At 62.6% G+C, this 25,263-nt stretch carries 25 protein-coding genes; 9 read left to right on the top strand and 16 right to left on the bottom strand.

The window, feature by feature from the left end; translation table 11 throughout:
* Positions 1 to 15 precede the first annotated feature (15 nt).
* Positions 16 to 570, top strand: a complete 555-nt coding sequence (locus tag AB4P90_RS12100; protein ID WP_014718107.1) for a hypothetical protein — start codon at positions 16 to 18, stop codon at positions 568 to 570.
* Between the two features lie 127 nt (positions 571 to 697).
* On the opposite strand, the gene AB4P90_RS12095 is transcribed toward AB4P90_RS12100, so the two are convergent.
* From AB4P90_RS12095 to AB4P90_RS12070, 6 genes are all read right to left on the bottom strand, one after another.
* On the bottom strand, positions 698 to 1,414 hold the full coding sequence (locus AB4P90_RS12095) for an alpha/beta hydrolase (RefSeq protein WP_395605916.1): 717 nt from the start codon (positions 1,412 to 1,414) through the stop codon (positions 698 to 700).
* 10 nt (positions 1,415 to 1,424) lie between these two features.
* Positions 1,425 to 2,180 (bottom strand): precorrin-6A synthase (deacetylating), encoded by a 756-nt coding sequence (gene cobF, locus AB4P90_RS12090; protein ID WP_019817301.1) that lies wholly within the window; start codon positions 2,178 to 2,180, stop codon positions 1,425 to 1,427.
* A gap of 45 nt (positions 2,181 to 2,225) precedes the next feature.
* Positions 2,226 to 2,780: a histidine phosphatase family protein gene (locus AB4P90_RS12085; RefSeq protein ID WP_014718104.1), complete on the bottom strand. Its 555-nt coding sequence runs from the start codon at positions 2,778 to 2,780 to the stop codon at positions 2,226 to 2,228.
* Positions 2,781 to 2,923: 143 nt separating this feature from the next.
* Positions 2,924 to 4,243 carry an MFS transporter gene (locus AB4P90_RS12080; protein WP_014718103.1) on the bottom strand — a complete coding sequence of 440 codons (1,320 nt, stop codon included), beginning with the start codon at positions 4,241 to 4,243 and terminating at the stop codon, positions 2,924 to 2,926.
* A 33-nt stretch (positions 4,244 to 4,276) separates the two neighbouring features.
* Positions 4,277 to 5,806 (bottom strand): class I adenylate-forming enzyme family protein, encoded by a 1,530-nt coding sequence (locus AB4P90_RS12075; RefSeq protein WP_032903457.1) that lies wholly within the window; start codon positions 5,804 to 5,806, stop codon positions 4,277 to 4,279.
* Positions 5,807 to 5,809: 3 nt separating this feature from the next.
* Positions 5,810 to 6,988 carry an acetyl-CoA acetyltransferase gene (locus tag AB4P90_RS12070; RefSeq protein ID WP_014718101.1) on the bottom strand — a complete coding sequence of 393 codons (1,179 nt, stop codon included), beginning with the start codon at positions 6,986 to 6,988 and terminating at the stop codon, positions 5,810 to 5,812.
* A 130-nt stretch (positions 6,989 to 7,118) separates the two neighbouring features.
* Between AB4P90_RS12070 and AB4P90_RS12065 the strand changes: the two genes are divergently transcribed.
* The 4 genes from AB4P90_RS12065 (at position 7,119) to AB4P90_RS12050 (ending at position 11,126) form a co-directional block, all read left to right on the top strand.
* Positions 7,119 to 7,691, top strand: coding sequence for a LuxR C-terminal-related transcriptional regulator (locus AB4P90_RS12065; protein ID WP_003190613.1), 573 nt, complete (start codon positions 7,119 to 7,121; stop codon positions 7,689 to 7,691).
* 238 nt (positions 7,692 to 7,929) lie between these two features.
* Complete coding sequence (locus AB4P90_RS12060; protein ID WP_395605915.1) at positions 7,930 to 8,826, top strand: VOC family protein; 897 nt, start codon at positions 7,930 to 7,932, stop codon at positions 8,824 to 8,826.
* On the top strand, positions 8,823 to 10,214 hold the full coding sequence (locus AB4P90_RS12055) for an alginate export family protein (RefSeq protein ID WP_395605914.1): 1,392 nt from the start codon (positions 8,823 to 8,825) through the stop codon (positions 10,212 to 10,214). Before AB4P90_RS12060 ends, AB4P90_RS12055 begins: the two co-directional genes overlap by 4 nt.
* Positions 10,215 to 10,307: 93 nt before the next feature.
* Positions 10,308 to 11,126: an alpha/beta fold hydrolase gene (locus tag AB4P90_RS12050; protein WP_014718098.1), complete on the top strand. Its 819-nt coding sequence runs from the start codon at positions 10,308 to 10,310 to the stop codon at positions 11,124 to 11,126.
* Positions 11,127 to 11,178: 52 nt separating this feature from the next.
* Here AB4P90_RS12050 and AB4P90_RS12045 read toward each other — a convergent pair whose 3' ends face one another.
* Positions 11,179 to 11,565 (bottom strand): DoxX family protein, encoded by a 387-nt coding sequence (locus AB4P90_RS12045; RefSeq protein ID WP_014718097.1) that lies wholly within the window; start codon positions 11,563 to 11,565, stop codon positions 11,179 to 11,181.
* Between the two features lie 183 nt (positions 11,566 to 11,748).
* Between AB4P90_RS12045 and AB4P90_RS12040 the strand changes: the two genes are divergently transcribed.
* Positions 11,749 to 12,747, top strand: coding sequence for an NAD(P)H-quinone oxidoreductase (locus tag AB4P90_RS12040; protein WP_014718096.1), 999 nt, complete (start codon positions 11,749 to 11,751; stop codon positions 12,745 to 12,747).
* A 183-nt stretch (positions 12,748 to 12,930) separates the two neighbouring features.
* On the opposite strand, the gene AB4P90_RS12035 is transcribed toward AB4P90_RS12040, so the two are convergent.
* Both AB4P90_RS12035 and AB4P90_RS12030 read right to left on the bottom strand, forming a co-directional pair.
* Positions 12,931 to 14,061 carry an alkene reductase gene (locus AB4P90_RS12035; protein WP_333959359.1) on the bottom strand — a complete coding sequence of 377 codons (1,131 nt, stop codon included), beginning with the start codon at positions 14,059 to 14,061 and terminating at the stop codon, positions 12,931 to 12,933.
* A 78-nt stretch (positions 14,062 to 14,139) separates the two neighbouring features.
* Positions 14,140 to 14,817, bottom strand: a complete 678-nt coding sequence (locus AB4P90_RS12030; RefSeq protein WP_019817311.1) for a type 1 glutamine amidotransferase domain-containing protein — start codon at positions 14,815 to 14,817, stop codon at positions 14,140 to 14,142.
* Between the two features lie 166 nt (positions 14,818 to 14,983).
* Between AB4P90_RS12030 and AB4P90_RS12025 the strand changes: the two genes are divergently transcribed.
* Positions 14,984 to 15,928: a GlxA family transcriptional regulator gene (locus AB4P90_RS12025; protein ID WP_019817312.1), complete on the top strand. Its 945-nt coding sequence runs from the start codon at positions 14,984 to 14,986 to the stop codon at positions 15,926 to 15,928.
* Here AB4P90_RS12025 and AB4P90_RS12020 read toward each other — a convergent pair.
* A complete protein-coding gene (locus tag AB4P90_RS12020) occupies positions 15,906 to 16,544 on the bottom strand; it encodes a GNAT family N-acetyltransferase (RefSeq protein ID WP_014718092.1) in 639 nt (212 codons plus the stop codon). The genes AB4P90_RS12025 and AB4P90_RS12020 overlap by 23 nt on opposite strands.
* A gap of 47 nt (positions 16,545 to 16,591) precedes the next feature.
* On the opposite strand from AB4P90_RS12020, the gene AB4P90_RS12015 reads away from it, so the two are divergent.
* Complete coding sequence (locus AB4P90_RS12015; RefSeq protein WP_014718091.1) at positions 16,592 to 17,464, top strand: undecaprenyl-diphosphate phosphatase; 873 nt, start codon at positions 16,592 to 16,594, stop codon at positions 17,462 to 17,464.
* Here AB4P90_RS12015 and AB4P90_RS12010 read toward each other — a convergent pair.
* Genes AB4P90_RS12010 through AB4P90_RS11990 form a run of 5 tightly spaced genes read right to left on the bottom strand, consistent with a single transcriptional unit; the run spans position 17,461 to position 21,906 of the window.
* Complete coding sequence (locus AB4P90_RS12010; RefSeq protein ID WP_019817314.1) at positions 17,461 to 18,423, bottom strand: Dyp-type peroxidase; 963 nt, start codon at positions 18,421 to 18,423, stop codon at positions 17,461 to 17,463. The two genes, AB4P90_RS12015 and AB4P90_RS12010, sit on opposite strands and share 4 nt — an antisense overlap.
* A gap of 48 nt (positions 18,424 to 18,471) precedes the next feature.
* On the bottom strand, positions 18,472 to 19,290 hold the full coding sequence (locus AB4P90_RS12005) for a sugar phosphate isomerase/epimerase family protein (RefSeq protein WP_395605913.1): 819 nt from the start codon (positions 19,288 to 19,290) through the stop codon (positions 18,472 to 18,474).
* Positions 19,291 to 19,292: 2 nt separating this feature from the next.
* The gene (locus tag AB4P90_RS12000) at positions 19,293 to 20,492 is read right to left on the bottom strand and encodes an NAD(P)/FAD-dependent oxidoreductase (protein ID WP_395605912.1); all 1,200 of its coding nucleotides are present in this window, start codon (positions 20,490 to 20,492) and stop codon (positions 19,293 to 19,295) included.
* On the bottom strand, positions 20,489 to 20,815 hold the full coding sequence (locus AB4P90_RS11995) for a MocE family 2Fe-2S type ferredoxin (RefSeq protein ID WP_019817317.1): 327 nt from the start codon (positions 20,813 to 20,815) through the stop codon (positions 20,489 to 20,491). Before AB4P90_RS11995 ends, AB4P90_RS12000 begins: the two co-directional genes overlap by 4 nt.
* On the bottom strand, positions 20,812 to 21,906 hold the full coding sequence (locus tag AB4P90_RS11990) for a fatty acid desaturase family protein (RefSeq protein WP_060767140.1): 1,095 nt from the start codon (positions 21,904 to 21,906) through the stop codon (positions 20,812 to 20,814). The genes AB4P90_RS11995 and AB4P90_RS11990 overlap by 4 nt, the downstream gene beginning before the upstream one ends.
* A gap of 161 nt (positions 21,907 to 22,067) precedes the next feature.
* On the opposite strand from AB4P90_RS11990, the gene AB4P90_RS11985 reads away from it, so the two are divergent.
* Positions 22,068 to 23,117 (top strand): LacI family DNA-binding transcriptional regulator, encoded by a 1,050-nt coding sequence (locus tag AB4P90_RS11985; RefSeq protein WP_395605911.1) that lies wholly within the window; start codon positions 22,068 to 22,070, stop codon positions 23,115 to 23,117.
* 18 nt (positions 23,118 to 23,135) lie between these two features.
* On the opposite strand, the gene AB4P90_RS11980 is transcribed toward AB4P90_RS11985, so the two are convergent.
* The gene (locus AB4P90_RS11980; protein ID WP_395605910.1) at positions 23,136 to 25,097 is read right to left on the bottom strand and encodes a sigma-54 interaction domain-containing protein; all 1,962 of its coding nucleotides are present in this window, start codon (positions 25,095 to 25,097) and stop codon (positions 23,136 to 23,138) included.
* Between the last annotated feature and the right edge of the window lie 166 nt (positions 25,098 to 25,263).

The following is a 25,263-nucleotide window of genomic DNA, read 5'->3' as shown; positions in this document are numbered from 1 at the left end:
TCCCCGGAGTGCTTCATGGCCACGTTCACCAAGACCGCAATGCTGCTGGCCCTCGCGCTCACCGCCGGCAGCGTATTCGCTGCTGCAAAGCCCACCACCCAGACCATCTCCACCTTGGGTGGCAAGTTCACCTTCAAACTGCCCAAGGCCTACAGCGCCGACACCCTGCCCTCCGGCACAGCGCAAGACGGCACCGCTGACACCCAAGGCACCCTGTACGCTAACTCAACGACGAAAAGTGTGGTGATCGTCGCCGAAACCGTGCGCAACGATGGGGCAACTATCCAGGATAACGACCCGCAGTTCCTAGACGGCGCCGTGGCCGATTTCGTCAAGGACCAGAGCGCTGCGCTGCCTGACTTCAAGAAACTGGGCGAGAAGAAACTCACCTACAAGGGCCTGGGCCTGCGCCAAGTGGACAGCAGCGCCACCCAAGGTGGTGGCAAGACCTTGAACTCCACATTCCTGGGTGGTTCGGGCAACCATTTGCTGGTGATTCAGGCCATTTCCCGGGCGGATGATGTGAAGGGGCATGCGCAGCTGGTGAAGCAGATTACGGGCGGCAAGTAACCCCCCTCTTCCAGCCAACACAAAACCCATGTGGGAGCGGGTTTGCCCGCGATGGCGGTGTGTCAGTCACTCAATCTTTACTGAGCCACCGCTATCGCAGGCAAGCTGCCACATTTTTAACCGCATTTCACTTCAGGCTTTTCTCAAGCCAGGCTTTTAAGTCCTGGATTTCCGCTTCGCTGATGGTGTGATTCATCCCCGGGTACTCATGAAACTCCGGCTTGAGCCCCAACCCTGTCAGCACCTTGTTCGCCTGCGTGGCCGAGCTGAAGGGCAGCGCCTGGTCCAAGGTGCCATGGCCGATAAAGATCGCCAGCTTGCCCATGGACGCATCCGGTTTCAGCGCAGACCTGAGCCCCGGTAGCACGCTGCCACTGAGTGCGGCGATACCGCGCACCCACTCGGGTTCACGCAAAGCCACCTCGTAAGACATGATCGCGCCCTGGCTGAACCCCACCAGGAACACCCGATCACTTTGGGTGTGGTACTTGGCGGTGGCCTTGAGCACAAAGTCCTTGATCAGCCGGGCGCTGCTGAACAGTTCATCGGTCTCGCCGTTGTACTCAGGCTCATCGGTCTTGGTAAACCAACGATACCCCTGCGGCTCCACCGACAGTGGCGCACGCACTGATAGGTAGGTCCAGGTAGACGGTAACGCGTCCTTGATGCCAAACAAATCTTCCTCGTTGCTGCCAAACCCATGCAGGAAGATCACCAGCGGCTGGTTGCGCGCATCGCCCTGGGTCTGTTCCAGGTAGGACAACGGCAAGTCGGTGTGCAAGCCGGTGTCGGCATGAGCGGCGCCGGCCACCAGGGCCAAGGCGAGGGCAAGCTGTTTGAGCATCGGGTTTACCTCAGGGTTTGCGCAGCAAATAGGTGTCCATGATCCAGCCGTTTTCCAGGCGCGCCGCCTTGCGTACCCGTTCGATCTCTTCTGCCACGTGCGCCACTTTACCGCTGATTAGGATCTCGTCCGGCGTGCCCAGGTAGGCGCCCCAGTAAATATCCAGGTCCTGATCCGCTACGCTGCGGTAGGAATCTTCGGCGTCGAGCATCACCACCAGGGTATCGGCATCACTCGCCTGCCCCGCCGCCAGCCGTCGCCCAGTGGTGATTTCGATGGACTTGCCGATACGGTTGAGCGGCACCTTATGCTGCGCCGCCAGGGCCTGCACGCTGGTGATACCGGGGATCACTTCAAACTCGAACACACAGCGACCGCTGGCAAGAATCGCCTGCAAGATACGAATGGTGCTGTCGTACAGCGCCGGGTCGCCCCAGGCCAAAAACGCCCCGACTTCGCCGTCGGCCATTTCTTCGTTGATCATGCGTTCGAAGGTCTGCTGCTTATCGCGGTTGAGGTCTTGCACGGCGGTGGTGTAGTCGATTTCACCACGCACCCGCTCCGGGCAATCGGCCTCGACAAAACGGTAGCCGGGTTCGGTGATGTAGGTGTCGCAGATTTCCCGGCGCAGGTCGATCAGCTTGTCCTTGCTCTGGCCCTTGTCCATCAGGAAGAACACGTCGGTACGGTTCAGCGCCTTCACGGCCTGCATCGTGATGTAGTCAGGGTTGCCGGCGCCAATGCCGATGATCAGGATGCGTTTCATGGGGTGCTCTCAGTGCGGGGCGTTGATTTTGCCATGTTCCGGGAATCAGGCGGAAGTTTCCAGGCGCAGGCGCCACACGCCGTTGAAGCGTAGCTCGGTGGCGGACAATGGCTCGACGTCGATCCGGTAGAACATCGCGCTCGGCAACTGCATGACGGACAGCATCGCCGCGCGGATGACGAACGGGTGGGTCACGGCGATGACATGGCCGGGGTGGGTTTCGAGGGAGTTGAGCCATTGGCCAACCCTAATGCACAACTGACCCACCGACTCGCCGCCGTGGACTGCACTGGCGCTGTCGGTGGCCCAGGTGTTCAAGGTTGCGCTGTCGAGTTGGCCGATGCGCTGGCCTTTCCATGCGCCGACATCAAGGTCGCGTAAGGCGGGGTCGACCTGGGCGTTATCGCCGAACAAGCCAGCGCTCTGGCAGGTTCTGGCCTCGGGGCCGCACAGCAGGCGTGCCTGTTGTTTGTAGCGGCCGGCCAGGGACAAGGCCGCGCCCTGCCAGTCCATCGTGACGGACTCGTCATCAGAGAAACGCCCCTGCTTTTGCAGGGGCGTGATGGCGTGGCAGATCAGGGTCAAGCGGGTGGCCGGCATGGCAATTCTCTGTACCTGTAGGAGCGAGGGGGACGCCTAGTTCTTGCTCGCGAAGAACCTCAACGATAACGCGTGCTGCCTGAATAAGCGCGGCGCCTATGAGTTTTTCGCGGGCAAGCTCGCTCCTACGGGGTGTTCGTGCTTCAAGCCAACGCAGCGCTGGCGGGCACGGCCGTGGAGTGACCGCTGGCGACAAAATCCTCCTTGCGCAACACCACCAACGCCAGCAACGACACCACCCCGGTCGCCACGTAGAAATACCACGGCGAGGTAATGTCGCCTGTCACCTTGATCAGCCAGGTGGAAATCAACGGTGCGCTGCCGCCAAATACCGCCACCGGCACGTTATAGGCCACCGCAATCCCGGTGGAACGAATGCGCGTGGGCAGCAGTTCACTCATCAGCGCATAGGTTGACGACGCGTACAGCCCGAACAAAATCGCCACCGCCATCAACGGCGCGAAGAAGGTCGCCGGGGTGGCGGTGGGGGCGGATTTGAACAGCCAGAACATCGCCAAGGTCGCCAAGGTGCCGATCACCATCAGGAACGGCTTGCGCCCGTATTTATCGGTAAAGGCCCCGCCAAATGGCATCACGAAAGCCGCCGAGAAGCTGGCGACAAACACGTACAGCAAGGTGGTGCCGCTGTCGAACTTGAGGATCTTGGCCATGTAGGTCGAGGCAAAGGTCAGCACCAGGTAGAAAATCGAGCTGTGCAAAGTGATGATAAAGAACACTAGGGCAATCGCACGCTTCCACTGCCAGACCTCGCGCAGCGGCGCCCGCGACGTTTGCCCGGCGCGTTGCAGGGCCAGGAACTCGGGGCTGTCTTCGAGCTTGAGGCGGATGTACATGGAGATAAAGCCCAGGGGCGCGGCGATCAGGAACGGTACGCGCCAGGCCCATTCCTGCATGACCTCGGCGCCCAGCCCCCAGGTCATGCCGTTGGCCACAGCGCCGCCGAGCAGCAGGCCGAGTACGGCGGTAACCATCAGCCAGCAGGTGGCAAAGCCGCGGCGACCGGGGCCGGCGTATTCAGAGATAAAGCTGGTGACGGTGCCGATTTCGCCGCCCGCCGAGAAGCCCTGTACGCAGCGCACCAGAATCAACAGGATCGGTGCGGCGATGCCCAGGCTGGCGTAGGTCGGCAACAGGCCCAGCATCACCGTGGAGCCGGTCATCATCACCAGCGCCATGATCAGGGTTTTGCGCCGGCCGATCTTGTCCGCCAGCGGGCCAAAGAACAGCCCACCCAGAGGGCGGATAAAGAAGCTCAGTGCAAACGCGGCAAAGCTGGCCAACAGGCTGGTGGTGGGGTCATCGGAGACGAAGAACGCCTGGCCGATATAGACCGCGAGAAAGCCATACACGCCGTAGTCGTACCACTCGATCAAGTGGCCGGAGGTGGCGCCCAGAAACGCACGGCGGCGCTTGCGGACGGTGTCTTGTGCGGGATTGCCCATCGTGGGGACTCCTTGTCTGATTATCGATCCATGTTAAAGCGCGGCGATACTCGCGGTTTGCAGCCAATGCCGCAAGTCGGTCTTGAGAATCTTGCCGTAGCTGTTCTTCGGCAAATCGCTGCGCCACACATATTTTTTCGGCTTTTTGAACGAGGCCATGCGCGCCAGGAACCAGGCCGTCAGCTCGCTTTCGTCCAGCGGCTGGCCGCTGCGCGTCACGACAAAGGCCACCACCGACTCACCCCATTGCGCGTCCGGCTCGCCCACCACGCACACTTCGAACACCTCGGGATGCTGGGCCAGCACTTCCTCGACTTCACGCGGGTACACGTTGCTGCCGCCACTGATGATCACGTCCTTGGAGCGATCCGTCAGGGTCAGGTAGCCGGCCGGGTCGAGGTAGCCGATGTCGCCGGTCAGCAGCCAGCCGTCCACCAGCGTCTGGCGCGTGGCCTGCGGGTTGCGCCAATAGCCTTGCATCACCGTGGCGCCACGCACCGCGATTTCACCGCGCTCGCCGGTGGGCAGTGGCTGGTGCTCGGCATCAAGAATGCGGATCTCGACACAGGCTTGCGCGTGGCCCACCGAGGCGGCCAAGGTGGCCCAGTCGGGACGCTGGCGCTCGGCGATCAAGGCGCGTGGCAAGACGCTGATGGTCATCGGGCTCTCGCCCTGGCCGTAGATCTGCACCAGGCGCGGGCCGAAGGTGTCGACTGCTTCGCGCAGGTCGGCCAGGTACATGGGGCCGCCGCCGTAGACGATGGTCTTGATGCCGGCGCCGTGATAATCCTGGCGCCGCGCCTGCTCGACCATGCGCTTGACCATGGTCGGCGCAGCAAACAACGACACATCGCCCATGTGCTCGGCCAGCCCGAACAGCTCGGCGGCATCGAAGCCATGGGAGGCCGGCACCACATGGCGGGCGCCGCAGCGCACATGGATGAAGTTGTACAGGCCGGCGCCGTGGGACATGGGCGCGGCATACAGCGCCGCATCGTCGGCGTTCACTTGATCGACATCCGTGGCGTAACACAGCGACATGGCGATCAGGTTGCCGTGGGACAGCATCACGCCCTTGGAGCGCCCGGTGGTGCCGGAGGTGTAGAACAGCCAGGCGAGGTCGTGATCCTGGCGGGGCACCGGCTGCTCCAGGCCGGGCCAACCATGGCTGGGCGGCAGCGGGTGGCCGTCCAGTTCCGTGCAATGCGCGGGCAAATCCCGCGATGAAAATACCTGGCCGCCGTCGGTAAAGATCAGCCGCGCCTCGGCATTATCGGTAATCCACGCCGCTTCGCTGGGGTGCAGCTTGGCGTTGATCGGCACCGCCACCCCGCCCATCCACCAGATGGCGTAGAGCAGTTCCAGGTAGTCGCAGCTGTTTTTCATCAGCAGCGCCACCGCGTCTCCCGGCACCAGGCCATGCTGCTCCACCAGGTGCGCGGCGCGTTGGCGCACGTGGGCGGCGAAGGTGGCGTAATCGGCCACTTGCACGCTGCCGTCGAACAAGGCCGGGCGTTGCGGGGCCCGGCGCTGGGTGTCGTGCAGCCAGTTGGCAATGTTCATGGCTCAGCTCCGGCGTGCCTGCAGGACCGAGGCGTAGTTGGCCACCGCCATGCCGCCCATATTGAAAACCAGGCCAAACTCCGGGTTGGGCACCGCCAGGCCAATCGGTTCGCCGGTCAATTGCCGGAACGCCAAGGCATGCATGGACACCCCCGTGGCACCGACGGGGTGCCCCTTGGCCTTGAGCCCGCCGGAAAGGTTCACCGGCAAGCGCCCGCCGGCGCGCACCACGCCGCTGTCGAGCACGCGATGGCCTTCGCCCTTGGGCGCCAGACCCATGGCTTCGTAGATCAGCAACTCGGCAATGGTGAAGCAGTCGTGCACCTCGGCGAAGCTCAGGTCGGCCAGGGTCACATTTGCGCCGCGCAATGCTGAATGAATCGCCCGCTGCGGGCCCTCGAAGGCGAGGATGTCGCGTTGGGCGATGGGCAGCGTGTCGTTGACCTGGGTCATTGCACGTATCTGCACCTCGCGACGAAACGCACGCGCACGTTTGGGCGAGGCGAGGATGATGGCGGCGGCGCCATCGCTGATCAACGAGCAATCGGTCAGGCGCAGGGACTCGGCCACGAACGGGTTGCTTTGGGAGACGTTGTTGCAGTGCTCGAAATTCATCTCCCGATGCATCTGCGCCAAGGGGTTGGCCATGGCATTGGAGTGGTTTTTGGTGGCGATGGCCGCCATCGAGCCCAGCGGGCAGTGGTAACGCTCGGCGTATTGGCGGGCGGCGCGGCCGAACAACTGCGGGAAACTCAGGCCGGCTTCGGCCGGGTCGTTCTGGTAACCGGCCCCGGCCAAGGCTTGGGTGACTGCGGCGGTGCTGGTGTGGGTCATCTTCTCGGCGCCCACTACCAATACCAGCTCGGCGCTGCCGGAGAGAATCGCATTGACCCCCGCCTGGATCGCTGCCGAGCCGGACGCACAGGCGTTTTCACAGCGGGTGGCAGGTTTGAAGCGCAGACCGGGGTCGGCTTGCAATAGCAATGAGGCGGCAAACCCGTCGGGCACCAGCCCCGAGTTGAAATGACCGAGGAACAACGCATCGATTTGCGACGCGTCAATCTCGGCGTCGCTCAGGGCTTCCCGGGTCACCTGGACGATCAGGTCTTCCAGCGTCGTGCCTTCCAGGCGACCAAAGCGGGAGTGACCAGCGGCAACAATGGAGACGCAATCAGCAGGCATAATCAATTTCTTCTGTTCTTGATTCGGACTTTACTTACAATGACCCACCCCTGATCGTGCGCCAATTCGTGTAACTACTTACACGGGTAAGTAGCGCCCCAGGGCATTGAACAACGAGGCAGGATGCCCCATGACCGCGCTAGCCCAGCAATTTCCCGACCTCGAACGCCTGGCGTTCAAGCTGTCCCCTGCCCCGCAGATCGTCACCAGCGACCGCGTGATTCTCGACTGCAACGACGCTTTTCTGAAGCTGTTCGGCTATACGCGCGATGCACTGGTCAACCAACTGACCCTGCTGATCTACCCGTCCCAGGCCGACTACCACGCCATCGGCAAGCGCAGCCATGACTGGCTGCTCGACAGCGACAACGGCTTTTATTCCGATGAACGCTTCATGCAGCACCACAACGGCGAAGTGTTCTGGGCCAAGTCCCACGGTTACACCCTCACCCCCAAAGACCCATTCAAACTGATGATCTGGCACTTCGAACGCCTGGACCGCATGCACCAGGGCACCGGCGACCTCACGCCCCGTGAGCGGGAAATTGCCATGCACATCGTCAACGGCTTCAAATCCAAGGAAATCGCCCTGCGCCTGGCGATCTCCCACCGCACCGTTGAGGTGCACCGGGCGCGGTTGATGAAGAAACTGCAGGCCAAGACGGTGGTGGAATTGGTATCGAAGATCATCATGGTGGCCTGACCGCAATGCCCAAAGCAGCGAAGATCAAATGTGGGAGCTGGCTTGCCTGCGAAAGCGGTCGTGCAGTCATAGATGCAGTGACTGACACGCCGTCATCGCAGGCAAGCCAGCTCCCACATTTAAATTGAGGGGCGTCAGGTAGCTGAAACGTTCAACCGAGCACGTCCATACAATTCCCCACCGCCCTGCCCCCCTAACCTCACGGCTTTCGAACCCTCAGAAGCGCTGGAGAACGGGCATGGGTAACACAACAACCAAGGTATCGCTGGCATTGACGCTGCTGGCAAGCGCGATGATGAACAGCGCGTTCGCCGCCACCCCAAGCGTGGCCGTGGCGCCGCAATACGACACCAGCCATGTGTATGTGGCACCGGCCGATGTGGACCGTTTTGCCCAGAGTTTCCTCGCCACCTTCGGCGGCAAAAGCACGCCCCAGGTCGTGGTCAATGTGCTGCCGGTGCCGAGCAGCACCACCTCGCAATTGCTCCAGACCCCGGCGGGCACCGTGTCGTTGTTCGGCTTTACCACCCCCGTACCCCACCCGTTCGGCCAGGAACGCAACGGCTATCTGGTCAAGGACATGGACGTGGCCCTCAAGGCCGCGCGGGAAAATGGCGCCGATGTGATCGTCAGCGATTTCCCCGACCCCATCGGCCGTGATGCCGTGGTGCAGTGGCCGGGTGGTGTGAACATGCAGCTCTACTGGCACACCAAGACCCCGGATTACACCGCCTTCGACACCGTGCCGGAAAACCGTGTGTATGTGTCTCACGACAGCGCCGAGCGGTTTATCAAGGCGTTCCTGGGTTTCTCCCACGGCAAGGTAGTGAGCGACGACAAGCACGCCCCAGGGGTTGATGTCGGCCAGGCCGGCGGCCACTACCGCCGCGTGGATATCGAATCGCCGTTCGGGCGCATGGCGGTGCTGGTCACCAACGGCCAACTGCCCTACCCGTTCGGCCACGACACCACCGGTTATCAGGTCAGCGACCTCGCCGCCACCCTGGGCAAGGCCACCGGGTCTGGTGCCACCGTGCTGGTGCCGGCGTTCGACAGCAAAGGTCGGCGCAGTGCGTTGGTGGAGTTCCCCGGCGGTTATGTCGCAGAAATCCACCAACTCAGCGCGGCAAAATGATTCGTCACGCAGGCTGGAGCCTGGGGGTGCTGTGGCCGTTGCTTACCGGCAGCGTGCAGGCCGACGACCCGCCGGTACGCCCGGTGATCAAGGCCAACCGCTGGCAGGAGGACTGGTCTGTGCTCAAGGACCCGGCGTTGCGCACGCAACCGCTGGACAACCTCAAGTACATCCCACTGTCCGCCGCCAACCCGTTCACCTACTTGTCGTTGGGCGCAACCTTGCGTGAACGCTTCGAGATGAACGACGCCAGCGGGTTCGGCGTGCGGGATGTACCGCGTGACCGCTACCTGATCCAGCGCTTTCAGGTGCACGCCGACTTGCACCTGAACGAACACTGGCGGCTGTTCACCCAGCTGGAAGATGTGCGGGCCTATGACAAGACCACGATTGGCGGTGCCGACCAGAACCGCGTCGACCTGCGCCTGGCCTTTGCCGAATACGTGAAGACCTTCAGCGCCGGCACCTTCAAGGCACGGGCTGGCCGCCAGGATTTCGCCTTCGACTTGCAGCGCTTCATCTCGTCACGGGACGGCCCGAATGTGCGGCAGTCCTTCGATGCGTTGTGGGCGGACTGGGAAACGCCGCAATGGCGCTTTATCGGGATCGCCAGCCAACCGGTGCAGTATCAGGATGGCCGGCATTTCGACGACAAGTCCAACAGCGACGCGCGCTTCCACATGCTGCGGGTCGAGCGGCTGGTGGGCGGCACCAATGAGCTGTCGGCCTATTACGGCGTGTACGAGCGCAGCGCCGCTCATTACCTGGACGCCGACGGCGAAGAGACGCGCCAGTTGCTGGACGCCCGCCTCGGTGGCGCAGCCCAGGGTTTCGACTGGGACGTCGAAGCCATGCTGCAACGGGGCTCGGTGGGTAGCAAGACGATTCGCGCCTGGGCCGGTGGCAGCCGCACCGGCTACACCTTTGACACGCTGGCCTGGAAGCCGCGTATCGGCCTGCAACTGGATATCGCTTCCGGTGACCGCCAGGCCGGTGACGGCCGGGTCGGCACCTTCAACCCGCTGTTCCCCAATGGCTATTACTTTTCCCTGGCGGGCTATACCGGCTACAGCAACCTGATCCACGTCAAGCCGTCGATTACCGTCAAGCCCCTCGCCAAGCTCAGCGTGCAAACCGCCGTCGGCCTGCTGTGGCGGCAGACCACCGCAGACGCCGTCTACACCCAGCCCAACCTGCCCGTGGCTGGCACGGCGGGCCAAGGTGAGCGCTGGACCGGCGCCTACGGTCAACTGCGCACCGACTACGCCTTTACGCCCAACCTCAGCGGTGCGGTCGAGGCCGTGCACTACGCGGTCGGCCAGACCCTGCGTGATGCCGGTGGACACGACAGCAATTACCTGGGCATGGAGCTCAAGTTCAGTTGGTGAGACAAGCACACCCATACAAGCCTCGGCTCAGGTTTACGGCAATAGTGATGCGGTTTTTTCACCGCCCCTTTTCAGCCCTGCAAGGAGTTTCAGATGAGCACATTCGTTGCCAAAGACGGTACCCAGATCTACTTCAAGGACTGGGGCAGCGGTAAGCCCGTGCTGTTCAGCCACGGCTGGCCGCTGGATGCGGACATGTGGGAATACCAGATGGAATACCTGAGCAGCCGTGGCTTTCGCACCATTGCCTTTGACCGTCGTGGTTTTGGCCGCTCGGACCAGCCCTGGACCGGTAACGACTACGACACCTTCGCTGACGATATCGCCCAGTTGATCGAACACCTGGACCTGCAGGACGTGACCCTGGTGGGCTTCTCCATGGGTGGCGGTGACGTGGCGCGCTACATCGCCCGCCACGGCAGTGCCCGTGTCGCCGGCCTGGTGTTGTTGGGCGCGGTCACGCCGATCTTCGGCCAGCAAGCCGACTACCCCCAAGGCGTGCCTGGTGAGGTGTTCGATGGCATCAAGGCAGGCCTGTTGAAGGATCGTGCGCAGTTCATCAGCGACTTCAACACGCCGTTCTTCGGTCTCAATAAAGGCCAGCACGTTTCAGAGGGTGTGCTCAGCCAGACCCTGCAGATCGCCATGCTTGCCTCGCTCAAGTCGACCGTGGATTGCGTCACCGCGTTCTCGCAAACCGACTTCCGCCCGGACATGGCCAAGATCGACGTACCGACCCTGGTGATCCATGGCGACGGCGACCAGATCGTGCCGTTCGACACCACCGGCAAAGTCGCGGCGCAGATGATCGAGGGCGCACAACTGAAAGTGTACAAGGATGCGCCGCACGGGTTTGCCGTGACCCACGCTCAACAGCTCAATGAAGACCTGCTGGGGTTCCTGAACCGCTGAACCTTGAAACATCCTCTCCTTGTTTGGCCGGGCTCGCCCGGCCTTTTTTTGTTCAAGCAAAGCGCTGAGCCAATACCAGCCGGCCCGGCCCGGCAATGAGGATGCTGGTAAAGATGATCAACAGCAGCCAGCCGAACTGACCTTCGAACAGCGTCCACTCCGGGTGCACCACCAGCAACGCGATGACCAGCACCGCCAGGATCGGCAGGCACGCCAGGCGCACCAGCACGCCCGCGATGATCAGCAGCGGGCACAGCACCTCGGCAAAGATCGCCAGCAGCAACGTGACATGGGCGCCCAGGTGAAACGGGTCCTCGATCAGCTTCAATTGCTCGCTGTAGTGGAACAACTTGGGCAACCCATGCACCCACAGCAGGAACAACGCCCCGCTGACCCGCAGAAACAACAGCCCGATATCCTGATTTCTTGCTTGGTTCATATGCCACCTGTTTGCGTCGAAAATGACCGGCAGTCAGTGTGTCCAACGTCGCGTCGCCGCACTTGCAGGCTTGTGCTGAAATCCTGCGTTTGCATTGCCCAAAGAACCCGGCATGATCTTGCTGAACTGCCGACCCCGCGCTACGGTCCCAACCCATACGCTCATCGCTACAGGAATTTTTCCATGACGCTTCCCCAAGAAATGACCCTGATCGAAATCACCACCCCTGGCGGGCCCGAGGTCTTGCAGCCGCGCAGCGCCGACGTGCCAGTGGCCGGGCCAGGCGAGATTCTGATTCGCGTGCACGCCGCCGGGGTCAACCGCCCAGACGCCTTGCAGCGCGCGGGCAAATACCCGATGAAGCCCGGCATGAGCCCGATTCCGGGGTTGGAAGTGGCCGGTGAAGTGGTGGCGCTGGGCACTGGCGTGAACGAATACAGCGTGGGCGACAAGGTTTGCGCCCTGACCAATGGCGGCGGCTATGCGCAGTATTGCGCGGTGCCGGCCAGCCAGGCGCTGCCGATCCCTGCGGGCATGGACTGGATTCAGGCCGCTGCCGTGCCGGAAACGTTCTTCACGGTCTGGGCCAACCTGTTCGGCCTCGGCGGTGCCCATAAGGGCCAGCGCGCATTGATCCACGGCGGCACCAGTGGCATCGGTACCACCGCGTTGATGCTCTGCCAGGAGTTCGGCATCCAGGCATTCGCCACGGCGGGCAGCGCCGACAAATGCGCGGCGATTGCCAAGCTCGGTGCCGAGCCGATCAACTACCGCGAACAGGACTTTGCCGAGGTCATCGCCAAACAGACCGACGGCAAAGGCGTCAACGTGATCCTCGATATCATGGGCGCCTCGTACCTGAACAATAACCTCAAGGCCCTGGGCATGGACGGCCACCTGGTGATCCTCGGCTTCCTCGGTGGCGGCAAGGCCAACGACGTCGACCTGCTGACCATCCTCGGCAAACGCGCGGTGATCACCGGCTCACTGCTGCGCGCCCGCACCCGGGAAGAAAAGGCCGAGATTGCCCAGCAACTGCGCGAACACGTGTGGCCGGTACTCAGTGCCGGGCGCTGCCTACCGATGATCGACCAGGTCTACGCCTACACCGACGCCGCCCAGGCCCATGCGCGGATGGAAGGTGGAGACCATATCGGCAAGATTGTGTTGCGGGTGAAGTGAGGCGATTCGACTTGCTCGCGAAGGTGGTGTGTCAGTCACTGTATCTGTTACTGCACGACCGCTTTCGCAGGCAAGCCAGCTCCCACATTTGATCTTCATTGCTTCGAGCATAGCGTTCGTTTAACTGACCGGCGTTAGGGCAAGCCTCCTCACACTGGATAAAACACAGGCCATCATGGGCTATCACGGCTGTTGGGCATACACCGGATAGTCCACATACCCCGCCTCTGTCCCGCCATACAAGCCTTCGGCCTTCAACGCATTCAATGGCCAGCCATTGAACAGCCGCTGGGGCAAGTCCGGGTTGGCAATGAAGGGCCGTCCAAAGGCGATCAGGTCCGCCAACCCGGCCTCTACCAGCCGTGCGCCGCGCTCGGCGGTGTAGCGGCCGGCGTAGATGATCCTGCCGCTGAAGGTGCGGCGCACGGCCTGGCGGAAAGTCTCGGGCAGGTCGGGCGCGTTGTCCCAGTCGGCTTCGGCGATGGACACATAGGCGATGCCCGACGCTTCCAGCACTTTGATCGCTTCGATATAGGTAAGGTGCGGGTCTTCTTCCACCAGGCCGATGTAGACCCGGTCCTGGTCGGTGCCACTGAACAGCGGCGAAAAGCGCACGCCCAGGCGCTCCGGCCCCACCACCTTGCACACCGCTTCGACAATCTCGCGCAGCAAGCGCAGGCGATTGTCCAGCGAGCCGCCGTACTCATCCTCACGCAGGTTGGAATGGGCCGAGATGAACTGGTTGACCAGGTAGCCGTTGGCCGCGTGGATTTCCACACCGTCGAACCCGGCGTCCAGGGCATTGCGTGCAGCCTGGGCGTAGTGCCCCACCAGCTCTTCGATTTCCAGCGCGGTCAAGGCGCGGGGTACCGGTGGCTGCACCAGTTCACCCACACCAGGCCCGGTTTCAATGAAGGCTTTGGCTTGCAACGCCGCCAGTGCAGACGGCCCCACCGGTGCACCACCGTCAGGTTGCAGCGCGTGATGGGACACCCGCCCCACATGCCATAGCTGGGCGAAGATCACACCGCCCTCGTCATGCACCGCTGCGGTGACTTTGCGCCAACCCTGGATTTGCGCCGGTGTATGAATGCCCGGCGTCCACGCGTAGCCCTGGCCCCGGGGTTCGATCTGCGTCCCCTCGCTGACCATGAACCCGGCACTGGCCCGTTGACGGTAATACTCGGCCATCAGGTCGGTGGCGATATTACCCGGCTGGGCGCTGCGCTGGCGGGTCAGCGGCGGCAGTACGACACGGTTGTTCAAGCGGTGATTCCCCAGCTTGATCGGGGTGTTCAGGATGCAGTCAGGCACGGCGATATTCCAAATTCAGGACGAACGAAAACCGTGGCAACTCCTGGGAATCGCCACCGTGTAGATCGGTTGATTAACTTAAGCGCAGAGTGTCAGCAGGGCCTTGGCCACTTCGCTGGAGCTGCCTGGGTTTTGCCCAGTCACCAGCAAGCCATCGACGAGGACGAAGGATTGCCAGTCAGCGCCCTTCTCATACTGGCCGCCCAGTTTTTTGAATTCATCTTCAATCAGGAACGGCACGACTTCAGTCAACTGCACAGCGGCCTCTTCCGAGTTGGAGAACCCGGTGACGCGGCGGCCCTTGATCAACGGCTCACCGTTAACCGCCTTGACGTGACGCAAGGCACCCGGTGCATGGCAGACAAAGCCAATGGGCTTGCCGGCCCGCTCGAAGGCTTCGATCAGCGCGATGGACACCGGCGACTCCGCCAGGTCCCACAGCGGGCCGTGGCCGCCTGGGTAGAACACGGTGTCGAAGTCGGCGGCGTTGACCGAGTCCAGCTTCACGGTGGTCGCCAAGGCTTGCTGCGCAGCCGAGTCTTTACCGAAGCGCTCGGTCTGCTCGGTTTGCGCATCCGGTTCATCGCTCTTGGGGTCCAGCGGCGGCTGGCCGCCGGCCGGGGAAGCCAACACCACTTCGGCGCCAGCGTCCTTGAACGCGTAATAAGGTGCGGCGAATTCTTCGAGCCAGAAGCCGGTCTTGCGCCCGGTATCGCCAAGCTGGTCGTGAGAGGTCAGTACCATTAATACTTTCATTTTCCAGTGCCTCGGTCGGTGTGAATAACAGTTGTCTCATGTTAGGCAGCGAGGCAGTGGCTCACAATGTCATATCCGCAAGGATTGCGGACATGCACCAAAGTCGGTTGCCGTTTGCCGGGCACGCGCCGACAATCGCCTCTCCCCCGCCCCTTGGAGAGATGCAATGCACAGCGTTGCGCTGATGGTTTACCCGAATTTCCAGTCGTTGAGCCTCAGCCTGGGCTCGGTGTTCGAGTGCGCCAACCTGCTGCGCGGCGAGCCGGCCTATGAGTTTCACCTGGTGTCGGAAAGCGGCGGCGCCGTGATGACCTCCCAGGGTTTTTCGGTGAACACCAGCGCGCTGCGCCCAGAGGGCTATGACACCTTGATTGTCAGCGGCTACCTGGAGTTTCGCCTGCCCGAAGCCAACCTGCTGGAGCTGGTCAAGGCCGCGTCCGCGCAGTCGCGCCGGGTGGCGTCCTTATGCATGGGCATCTTTGTACTGGCCGAGGCAGGCCTGCTGGCGGGCAAGCGCACCACCACCCACTGGATCCATGCGCCGGCATTTCGCAAACGCTATCCGGATATCCACCTGGAAGAAGACAAGTTGTTCATTGTCGACGGCCAGGTGTGGACCGGTGCGGGCATGAGCGCCGGGGTCGACCTGGCGCTGGCGATGGTGGAGGACGACCTGGGCAGCGGCCTGGCCCGGCGCATTGCACGCAAGCTGGTGATTGCCCAGCGCCGCGGCAGCGAGCAGTCGCAACTGTCGGCCTTGCTGGAACTGGACCCAAAGTCCGACCGCGTGCAGTTGGCCCTGGCCTATGCCCGTGAAAACCTCACCCATGATTTGTCGGTGGACGCCCTGGCCGACGTTGCCCGGCTCAGCCCCCGCCAGTTCAGCCGGGTGTTTCGCGAAGAAACCGGTCAAACCCCAGCCAAAGCCATCGAAGCCCTGCGGGTGGAAGCTGCGCGGGCGATGATGGAAATCAGCCGTCACCCGGTAGAGGTGGTGGCCCGCGAAACCGGGTTTGGTGATCGCGAACGCATGCGCCAGGCGTTCCTCAGGGCCTTCGGGCAGCCGCCCCAGGCGATGCAGCAGGCTTTTAATGCAGCGATGCCCGGGTAATCAGGTAGTTCACCAACTGCGGGTCATCGTCCAATTCAATGCTCTGCACCGGGCGCGGCAGGTTATCCAGCACGGTGCGCCAGAACGCTTGGGACACCTCGTCCTGATCATAGAATCGCACCAGCCAATTAGCCGCGCCGCTGCACAGCACCTGGCTGGCGATGGCGCGGCCGATGCCCTTGCGGCGGTAGCGCTTGAGGATGAACAGGTCGGCCAGTTCCAGGGCGTCGATGCCAGGCAGTTCGCTGCCTTCGATCAACAGGAAGCCGGCGATGTAGCCGTCTACCAGCAGCAGGTTGGCGCTCCATTGCGGGTCGCTCCAGTAGCGGGCCAAGTGTTCGTCATGGATGTAGAAACGCCCATCGGCCTCGACATCTTCCTGTTCCCAGTCCGAAGACTCATAGGCGTAGTACTGGTAAAGATTGCGGATCAGTTCGGCTTCTTCGGGGCCGGTCTGGATCAATTCGACGGTGGTTTCAGGCATGGGGCTCTCGGTGGAAAAACGCAGGGCGCCATTGTTCACAAAAGTGCTGCCCACGCCAATGGCCTGGCGAATCCTTTCTATTGGCTGAACCGATTGCAAATAGCGGTTGCCCTGGCCGAAATCCTGAAACATTTAGAATAAACTTCGCCGGTTCCCCCTTTTGCTCAAGGACACGTATTTTGACCAACGTCTGTACCGCCGGCCTGGATGTGGGCTTTGCCTCCCTGGATTACCTGCAAATCTTCATCCTTGGGGTGATCCAGGGCATTACTGAATTGCTGCCGGTGTCATCCACCGCCCATATGCGCGTGGTACCCGCCCTGCTCGGCTGGCAAGACCCTGGCTCGGCGTTTTCCGCAGCCATGCAATTGGCGGCGTTGGCAGCAGTGGTCAGTTACTTCTGGCGCGATGTGCGCCAGGTCACCACGGGCAGCATCAGTGCGGTACGCCGGGGCGACTACAACGACCGCTGGTTCAAGCTCGCCGTGGCAATTGTGCTGGCAACCGTCCCGATTGGCATCGCCGGGCTGGCGTTGTCGTCGACCTTGAATGCCTGCAACTCGCCATTGCGCGGGCTGATGGTGATCGGCATTTCCTGCGTGGTGATGGCGGTGCTGCTGGCAGTGGCCGAACTGCGTGCCCGGCATACACGCGACGTGAGCCAAATGCGCCTGCGCGATGCCCTGATCGTGGGGGTTGCACAGATTGGCGCGTTGATACCGGGCGTATCGCGTTCGGGCTCCACGTTGACCGCGGCGCTGTTCCTGAATTTCAAACGCGAAGAAGCGGCGCGGTTTTCTTTCCTGTTAGGCTTGCCGGCCATCGCCCTGGCCGGTTTGAAAGAGTTATGGGTGCTGCTGCGCGCCGACCTGCCCGCCCACGCCTGGCCGCACTTGATCTTTGGCCTGGTGGTGGCCAGCGTCTCGGCGTTCTTTGCCATCTGGGGCCTGATGAAATTTCTGGAGCGTTTCTCCACCTGGCCGTTCGTGATCTACCGTGCGCTGCTGGGGATCTTCCTGATTGTGGCGGTCAGCACCGGGTTGTTGAGTTAAGCCACCGGTTCGCGGTCGGCCAGCGCTTCGAGCAAGTCGGCCGAGGGCACGAAGAACAGGCCCCCGGTCACGGCCGTGCTGAAGTCGAGCAAGCGGTCGTAGTTGCCGGCCGGGCGGCCGACGAACATGTTCTCCAGCATCTGCTCCAACGGCTGCGGCGAGCGTGCATAGCCGATGAAGTAGGTGCCGAACTCCCCGGCACCAGGGCGGCCGAAGGGCATGTTGTCGCGCAGGATCTTCACCTCCTCGCCGTCCTCGTCAGTGATCACTGTCAGGGCGCTGTGGGAGTTGCTCGGCTTGGCGTCGTCGTCCAGTTCGATGTCCGACAATTTGGTGCGCCCGATCACCTTCTCTTGAGCCTCCACCGTCAAGCCATTCCACGCGGTCATGTTGTGCAGGTATTTCTGCACCAGCACATAGCTGCCGCCTTCGAACTCAGGGTCTTCATCGCCCACCAGGGTGAAGGCCTCGGCCTTGCGCCCCACCGGGTTCTCGGTGCCGTCGACGAAACCGATAATGCTGCGCATATCGAAGTAGCGAAAGCCCTGGACCTCATCGACCACCTTCACGCTATCACCCAGGGCGGCCATCAGTTGGGTTGCCAGCTCGAAACACAGGTCCATCTGCTCGGCACGGATGTGCAGCAGGATGTCACCTGGGGTCGACACCGCCTTGCGCCCTTGCACACCGAACTCGCGAAACGGATGCAAGGCCGCCGGGCGCGGCGCGCCGAACAGGCGGTCCCAGGCATCCGAGCCAAACCCGCAAACGCACGTCAGGTTGCCCGAGGGCACGCGCTTGCCTACCGAGCGCACCAGGCCTGCGATGTCGGCGCACCAGGCCCGCACGTTTTCAACCGCATCAGGCGCCAGGGTGGCGACCATGAAGATCGCGCTGCTGGTGATCGGGTGACACACCGATTGCGGTTCGAGCGGGGGACGGACGGGGCAGGTTTTCATGGGCATTCCACAGGCTGAGGGCGGTTTGAACCCGCGCAGATTAGCAGATCATCGATGGCAACTGGCCCACACCTGGCGAATCAGGGCTTTGAGCTTGAGCGCCTCGGCCCAGCGATCGGTGAGTTCGCGCCCCTGTGCGTCGGTAATCGCATAGGGTGGCGGGCCCAACTCGCAAGTGAAGGACAGGCTCTGCGGGGTGTCAGCGCGGCCCAGCCAGTGTTCGATCCCATAGCGCCACCAGCCGGTAAATCGCTCGACCCACGGTTGGTGCTGGGGAAAATCCAGGCCAACCTGCACCTGTTCGCTGCTGGCGATGCGGCCATGAAAGCCCCAGCTGTGACGCAGGATGGTGCGTATCTGTTCGTCGTCTTCCACACTGCCGGGCTGGGGCAACTCGCGGCCAACCACGTAGTGGGACAGGTCAGCGAGCAGTTTCAGATCGGGCATCTGTGCCAGCAGGTCGAGGGTGAACAACAGGTCGTTGGTGAGCCGATAACGGTGGGTTTCCAGCAAAATCTGGAAGTCCACCTGTTCGGCCAGGCGTTGCCAGCCGTCGATCAGCCTGGCCGCCTCGGCCTGGGTACGTGGGCGCACGTCGGCTTGCAAGGTGAGGTGGTGACAGCCGTAACGGCTGATCACCTCCAATGCCCTGGCCAGATCATCCACCGATTGCGGGAACAGTTGCCCTTCAATCTGCAGGCCACTGGCCGTGGCCGCCGCGTGCAGGCGCTGCACCGATGCCGGCGCCCAGTAATGCTCGGTGATGCCGTCATAACCGGCGGCGGCGATGCGGTCCAATTGCGCTTCGAGGCTGCCGGGCTCGGTTTGCATGGCCCACATCGATTGGAATACTAACAACTGGCGCATGGTCAGCCTCGCAATAACAGCTTCAGGGATACCTCGGGGTCGGCCAGGCTGGCCGGGTTAAGCGGGATGTGGGCGGTGATCAAGTGCTCGCACAGCTTGATGTCCTTGGCTGCGCGGTGACCCATGGCCCAACCGCAGGCGCCTTGCAAACGGTGATGGTCGTCAAGGTAGAACAGCAGCAGGCCGCCGTCGGGCAATTGCCGGCGGACCATCAGTGCAGTCATCACCCCGACGGTGTGCAAGCCCCACGCGTATTGATCGGACCAGAAACCCGGGATCATCTCGAACGCCAACGCCTGCCCCAGCAGGTTCAACGCCGCGAGACGGCCCTGGGCTTCGGCGTTGCGCCAGGTTTCCTGGCGCTGATAAAGGCCCGCCAGGCGAAACTCGCACACATCCCCCGCCGCGTAGATATCCGCCACACTGGTGCGCAAGTACGCATCGACGCGAATGCCCTGCCCGACGTCCAAACCTGCCGCCGCGGCCATCTCGATGTTGGGCTGCATGCCAATGCCGACCACCACCAGGTCGCAGGGCAGCCGTTGCCCGTCGACCAGTTGCACGGCGTCGGCGTGGATGCACTCCAGGGCGACGTTCAAACGCACGTCCACACCCTGCTCACGGTGCAATGCCAGCAACGCGTCACTGATCACCGGCGGCAACACCCGCCCTGCCAGCCGTGGCCCGGCTTCCAGTAGCGTCACCTCGCAGCCCAGGCCCCGCGCCGTCGCTGCCACCTCCAGGCCGATAAAACCACCGCCAACCACCACCAGCCTGGCGCCTGGCTTTAATTCATTGCGCAAGACCAACGCGTCATCATGGGTGCGCAGGTAAAACACGTTGGCCTGCTCTTGGGGCAAACGCCGCGCCCGGCCTCCGGTGGCCAGCAGCAGGCCGGCATAGCTCAACCACTGGCCGTCGGCCAATTGCAACCGGTGGTGCTGCGGCTCCAGGCGGCTGACCGGGTTGGCGGCGATATGCTCTACCTCGAACGCCGCCAACTGCTGGCTGTCGCACAGGCTGCATTGCGCCAAGTCGGTCGAGCCTTGCAACAAGCCCTTGGACAACGGTGGCCGCTCGTAGGGCAAGTGCGCTTCATCGCCAATCAGGATCAGGCGCCCGCTGTAACCTTCGTCACGCAGGGTGAGTGCCGCACGGCCACCAGCATGGCCGGCGCCGACGATGATCAGGGGAGCGTTCATTCTTCGGCCGTGACGGCGAGCAGTACCCGCCCCGCATCTACCCGCACGGGGTAGGTCTTGAGGTTGACGCACACCGGCGCGCCCAGGGCCTTGCCGGTGCGGTAATCAAAGCGTCCGTTGTGCTTGGGGCATTCGATCACATGGTCCATCACCAGGCCGTCGGCCAGGTGGATTTTCTCGTGGGTGCACAGGCCGGCGGTGGCGAAGAATTCGTTATCGGCTGAACGGAACACCGCGTAGGTCTGCGCGCCGTGGTCGAAGCGCAGCACGTCTTCTGCTTCTATTTCGCCCACGGCGCAGACGTCGATCCATTGATCGTTCATGCATTTATCTCCAATGACTGGCTTTCAGTCTGTGGCGAGCGAGCTTGCTCGCCACGGGTGGGGCGCTGGACGAAATAGCTGGGGTCGCTGCGCTGGCGCCAGATCGTCGGAATGATTTCCTGGTAGGCCTGCCACAGGTTGGCATACGGCGGCGGGCAGTCGCTGCGGATCTCTTCGTGCAGTTGACTGAGCGCGTGGTAAGGCACCATCGGGTACATGTGGTGTTCGAGGTGGTAGTTCATGTTCATGTAGATAAAGCGCAACACGCGGTTCATGTAGATGGTGCGGCAATTGCTACGGTGGTCGAGCACATCTTCGGCCAGGCCCACGTGTTGGCTGAGACCAAACAGGTAGCCGAGCCACGCGCCGTAGAGGCTGGGCAGGCCCACCAGCATCAGCGGCAACGCGCTGTGCAGGTACAGCGCGGTGCCGATGATCAGGGCGTAGATGCCGACCCAGATACGCGCATCTCGGTACACCTTGGGCCACTCGGATTCGGGGATGAAGTCCTGCTCCTGGGCACTCATTCGCCCGAACGTATGGCGGGCCACGCCGCTGAAGGTCTTCCAGGCCAGGGGTAGGTTGAACAGACTGAGGGCCATCATCCATAAGCTCGGCGGGCGCGGTTCAACGATCTCCGGGTCGCGACCGACGACAATGGTGTCGGTGTGATGGCGGGCATGGCTCCAGCGCCACACGTGGGGTTCGAAGAGGCACATGAAGCTCGCCACCTGATACAGCGCATCGTTCATCCAGCGGGTCTTGAACGCCGTGCCGTGGCCGGTTTCGTGCCAGCGCGGGTTGGAGGCCGTGCCGTAGAGCACACCGTAGGCGATGAAGAATGGCACGCAGGCCCAACTGCCCCAGAACCAGTAGCCGCCGACACCGGTGGCCAACAACGCTGAGAACCACAGGGCGGTGTCGAGCAACGCCGGAGCGTCGCGGCGTTGCATCAGGGCTTTCATGCGATTGCGCGGGATGGGCGACTGGTACCAACGGGCCGAGACCAGGCCCTTGTCGGCGGCCCGGGCGGCTTCGGGGCCGGTGAGGCTGTAATCGCGCCGAGCGCGGTGAGCGGTGTGTCCAGGCATTGTTATTGTTCTCCGCAAGCGTGGGTTTCAGGTGCTTTGCGAAACCAACGATAGAGTGCGGCTAAATCACCCTCAAGGCCTTGAATCCATTCCCTATCAAGCTATCATCCAGGCCCAGCGGGGCTTGATAGTTTTCTATCAAGACGCTCAAGGGGCCTGCCATGCACAACAACAAACGCCCAACCATCGCCACCGTCGCCGCCCATGCGGGGCTCAGCGTAGCCACCGTCGACCGCGTATTGAACGCCCGCGCGCCGGTCAACCCCGGCACCGCCGAACAGGTGTTCCAGGCCGCCGAAGCGGTGGGCTATTTCGCCGCACGGCTGATCGGCCAGCGCATTCGCGAACGTCGGCCCACCTACCGTTTCGGCGTGCTGTTGCTGGGGACCGCCCAAGCCTTCTATGCGCAGTTGGCCCACGCCATCAGCGAGGCAGCGCAGCATCACGCCACCGCTAACCTGAGCTGCCAGTTCGACTACATCAACGACCGCACGCCCGGCGTCATCGTCGCGCAAATCGAACAACTGGCCGTGCAGTGCGACGCCCTCGCGGTGGTCAGCTTCGCCCATCCGTTGATCAACGCCTGCCTGGCGCAGATCCGCGCAGCGGACGTGCCGGTGGTTGCCCTGCTTTCGGATATCCATGAACACGCTGGCGAACCCTATGTAGGCCAGAACAACCACGTGGTCGGGCGCACCATGGGCTGGCTGCTGGCGCGCACCTGCGGCGCACGCAAAGGCAGCGTGGGCATCCTGTTGGGCGGCCATCGTTTCCTCGGCCATCAGGCACGGGTCGAGGGCTTGCACAGCTACCTGGCCGAACACGCGCCGGGGCTCAAACCGTTGGAGCCGCTGATCAACCTGGACAACTGCGACATCACCGAAGAAGCCACCCTCGACCTGCTCAGCCGCCATACCGATTTGCGTGGGTTATGTGTGGTCGGCGGTGGTGGCGACGGCGTGATCAACGCCCTGGCGCAACTGCCCAAGCGCCCGGCGCTGTGCTGCATCCTGCAAGAGTCCACGCCGTTGTCGCGTCAGGCATTGAGCAACGGCTTGATTGATGTGGTGATGGACTCGCAGCCACGGCAAACGGCCGTGGCGCTGGTGGAGTTGCTGGTGCGCTTGCAGAGTGATGAGGGGTTTGACCCATTGAGGCACCGCGTGCATATACCGCCGCAGATAGTGACCCCGGAAAACCTGTGCAGCTGATCGGTTTGGCTTGAGGTTTCAGCGCTCACGGAAATCAGCGGCGCTCAAGCCAAACCGGCTCATCTTGTTGTACAGCCCGCCCCGCGACACATCCAGTTGCTGTGCGGCCAGGCGAATGTTGCCGCGGGTGCTGGTGAGCGCGGCAACGATGGCGTGCCTTTCATGGCTGCTCAAATCCTGCGCGGGCTGGGGCTGGTAGGCGCGCAACGTCGGGCGTTGCTGGGTTTCCAACGGCAAGTCGGCCGATTGAATCAGCTCGCCCATCGCCAGGTTGGTCGCTCGTTCGATAACGTTCTCCAGTTCCCGCACGTTGCCCGGCCAACCATGGGCTGACAGCAACGCTAACGCATCCGGCGCGAAACCTTGCACCGTTTTACGTAGCGAGCCGGCACAGCGCTGCAGGAAGTGCTGCGCCAGCAATGGGATATCGTCACGGCGCATACGCAGTGGCGGCACGCTCAGGTTCAGCACGTTGAGTCGGTAGTAAAGGTCTTCACGAAACGCGCCCTCGGCCACCGCCTGGCTCAGGTTGCGATGGGTGGCGGCGATGATGCGCACGTCGACTTGCCGCGATTGCTTGGCCCCGACGCGGGTGATCTCACCCTCCTGCAAAACCCGTAGCAGACTGACCTGGGCATCGAAGGACATGTCGCCGATTTCATCCAGGAAGATGGTGCCGCCATCCGCCAGTTCGAACTTGCCTGCCGCCCCACCCCGCGCCGAGCCGGTGAACGCGCCTTCGACGTGGCCAAACAGTTCACTCTGCACCAGGTCCCGTGGGATCGCGCCGCAGTTGACCGCCACAAACGGGCCGTTGCAACGCTCGCTGCCGTTATGAATGGCCTGGGCAAACAGCTCCTTGCCGGTGCCGCTTTCGCCGAGGATCAAGGTGGTGGACTCGCTGCGACTGGCAATGCGCCCCAGGTGCAGTGCATCTTGTATGGCCCGCGAGGTGCCCAGGATGGTCTCGAAGGTATAGCGGGCCTGGGTGCCGATAATGCGCCGGGTAATCTCGCGGATACGGCGGTTTTCGCGCACCGACACAATCACCCCACCCTGCTCCAGTGGGCATACCGAAACCAGGCAGGCGAGTTGGCTGGCGTCGTGCAAGTGGAAGGTGCAATCGCGGTCGCGCACCGGCTCACCCAGCGCGTCGCTCAGTTCACTGCGGCCCAGGCGCTGGAAAGGACTGCCGATCAACTCGCGCCCCACCCCGAACAGTTGCCGCGCATAACGGTTGAGTGCCTTGATGCAGCCACGCTCATCGAGCACCACCAAACCTTCGTTGAGCACTTCGAGCACGGCCTGTTGTTCTTCCAGCAACACCTGCAGCGCCATCTGCCGCGACACCGCCTCGGCCGCCGCTTGAACGGTGCCCAGGGTATGGAAATGAAACCAGCCGGGCTCGGCGGTCAGGGTGAGCATGGCCAGGGTCTGGCCTTGGGCATCCTTGATCGGCGCGGCGGCGCAGTGCATGTGGCGCTGGCGCAGGCCGCTGGCGAAATTTTCTTCAGCCAGCACATACACCAGACGATCTTCGGCCAGGGCCAGGCCGGTGCAGTTGGTGCCTTGCACCGCTTCGAGCAAGCGACTGCCCACCGGGGTGATGTCCAGCCCGCAAAAATACAGCGTCGTGCCCTCGGCATCCGTGAGGTTGATATGCCCGCGCGGGTTGTAAGCCAGCAATCCATGCATGACTTGCGCGGCAGCGGCGATCAGGGCGCGATGGTGGGCCAGGGTCGCCGCCAGCGCATGAGGCGCAACAAAGCGGTAGTCGCTGTTACCGGGCTCGATACCCGCCTCGACACTGCGTCGCCAGGAATCCCAGATGACCTGGCGCACCCCGTCCGGACGCACGACTTTGCCAGCCAGGCACTCTCGCCACGCCTGTTCCAACGCGGCGATGGGCCCATCGTTCAGCGCGGCAGGCCCCAGGTTCGTGAGGTATTCGAGGTCTTGCACACTGAACGCCTGGGTCATTGCGGTTATCCATGTTCACATTTTCGACATGTCAGTATAGACATGTCATGAAAATGAACACTTTTAGTTTGATTAAAATAATAAGCCTTTATAAATCAGCTATTTATAAATTGGCATAGGCCTTGCTCCCGCCCCTGTGTCACCTAGGACGGTCCTGGGGGCCCAC

This window comes from Pseudomonas sp. B16120 (assembly GCF_044218845.1).
In the GTDB taxonomy this organism is placed as follows: Bacteria; Pseudomonadota; Gammaproteobacteria; order Pseudomonadales; family Pseudomonadaceae; genus Aquipseudomonas; species Aquipseudomonas paracarnis.
The sequence above is the reverse complement of the archived record's forward strand: the minus strand, read 5'-3'. Positions and strand labels throughout refer to the sequence as shown.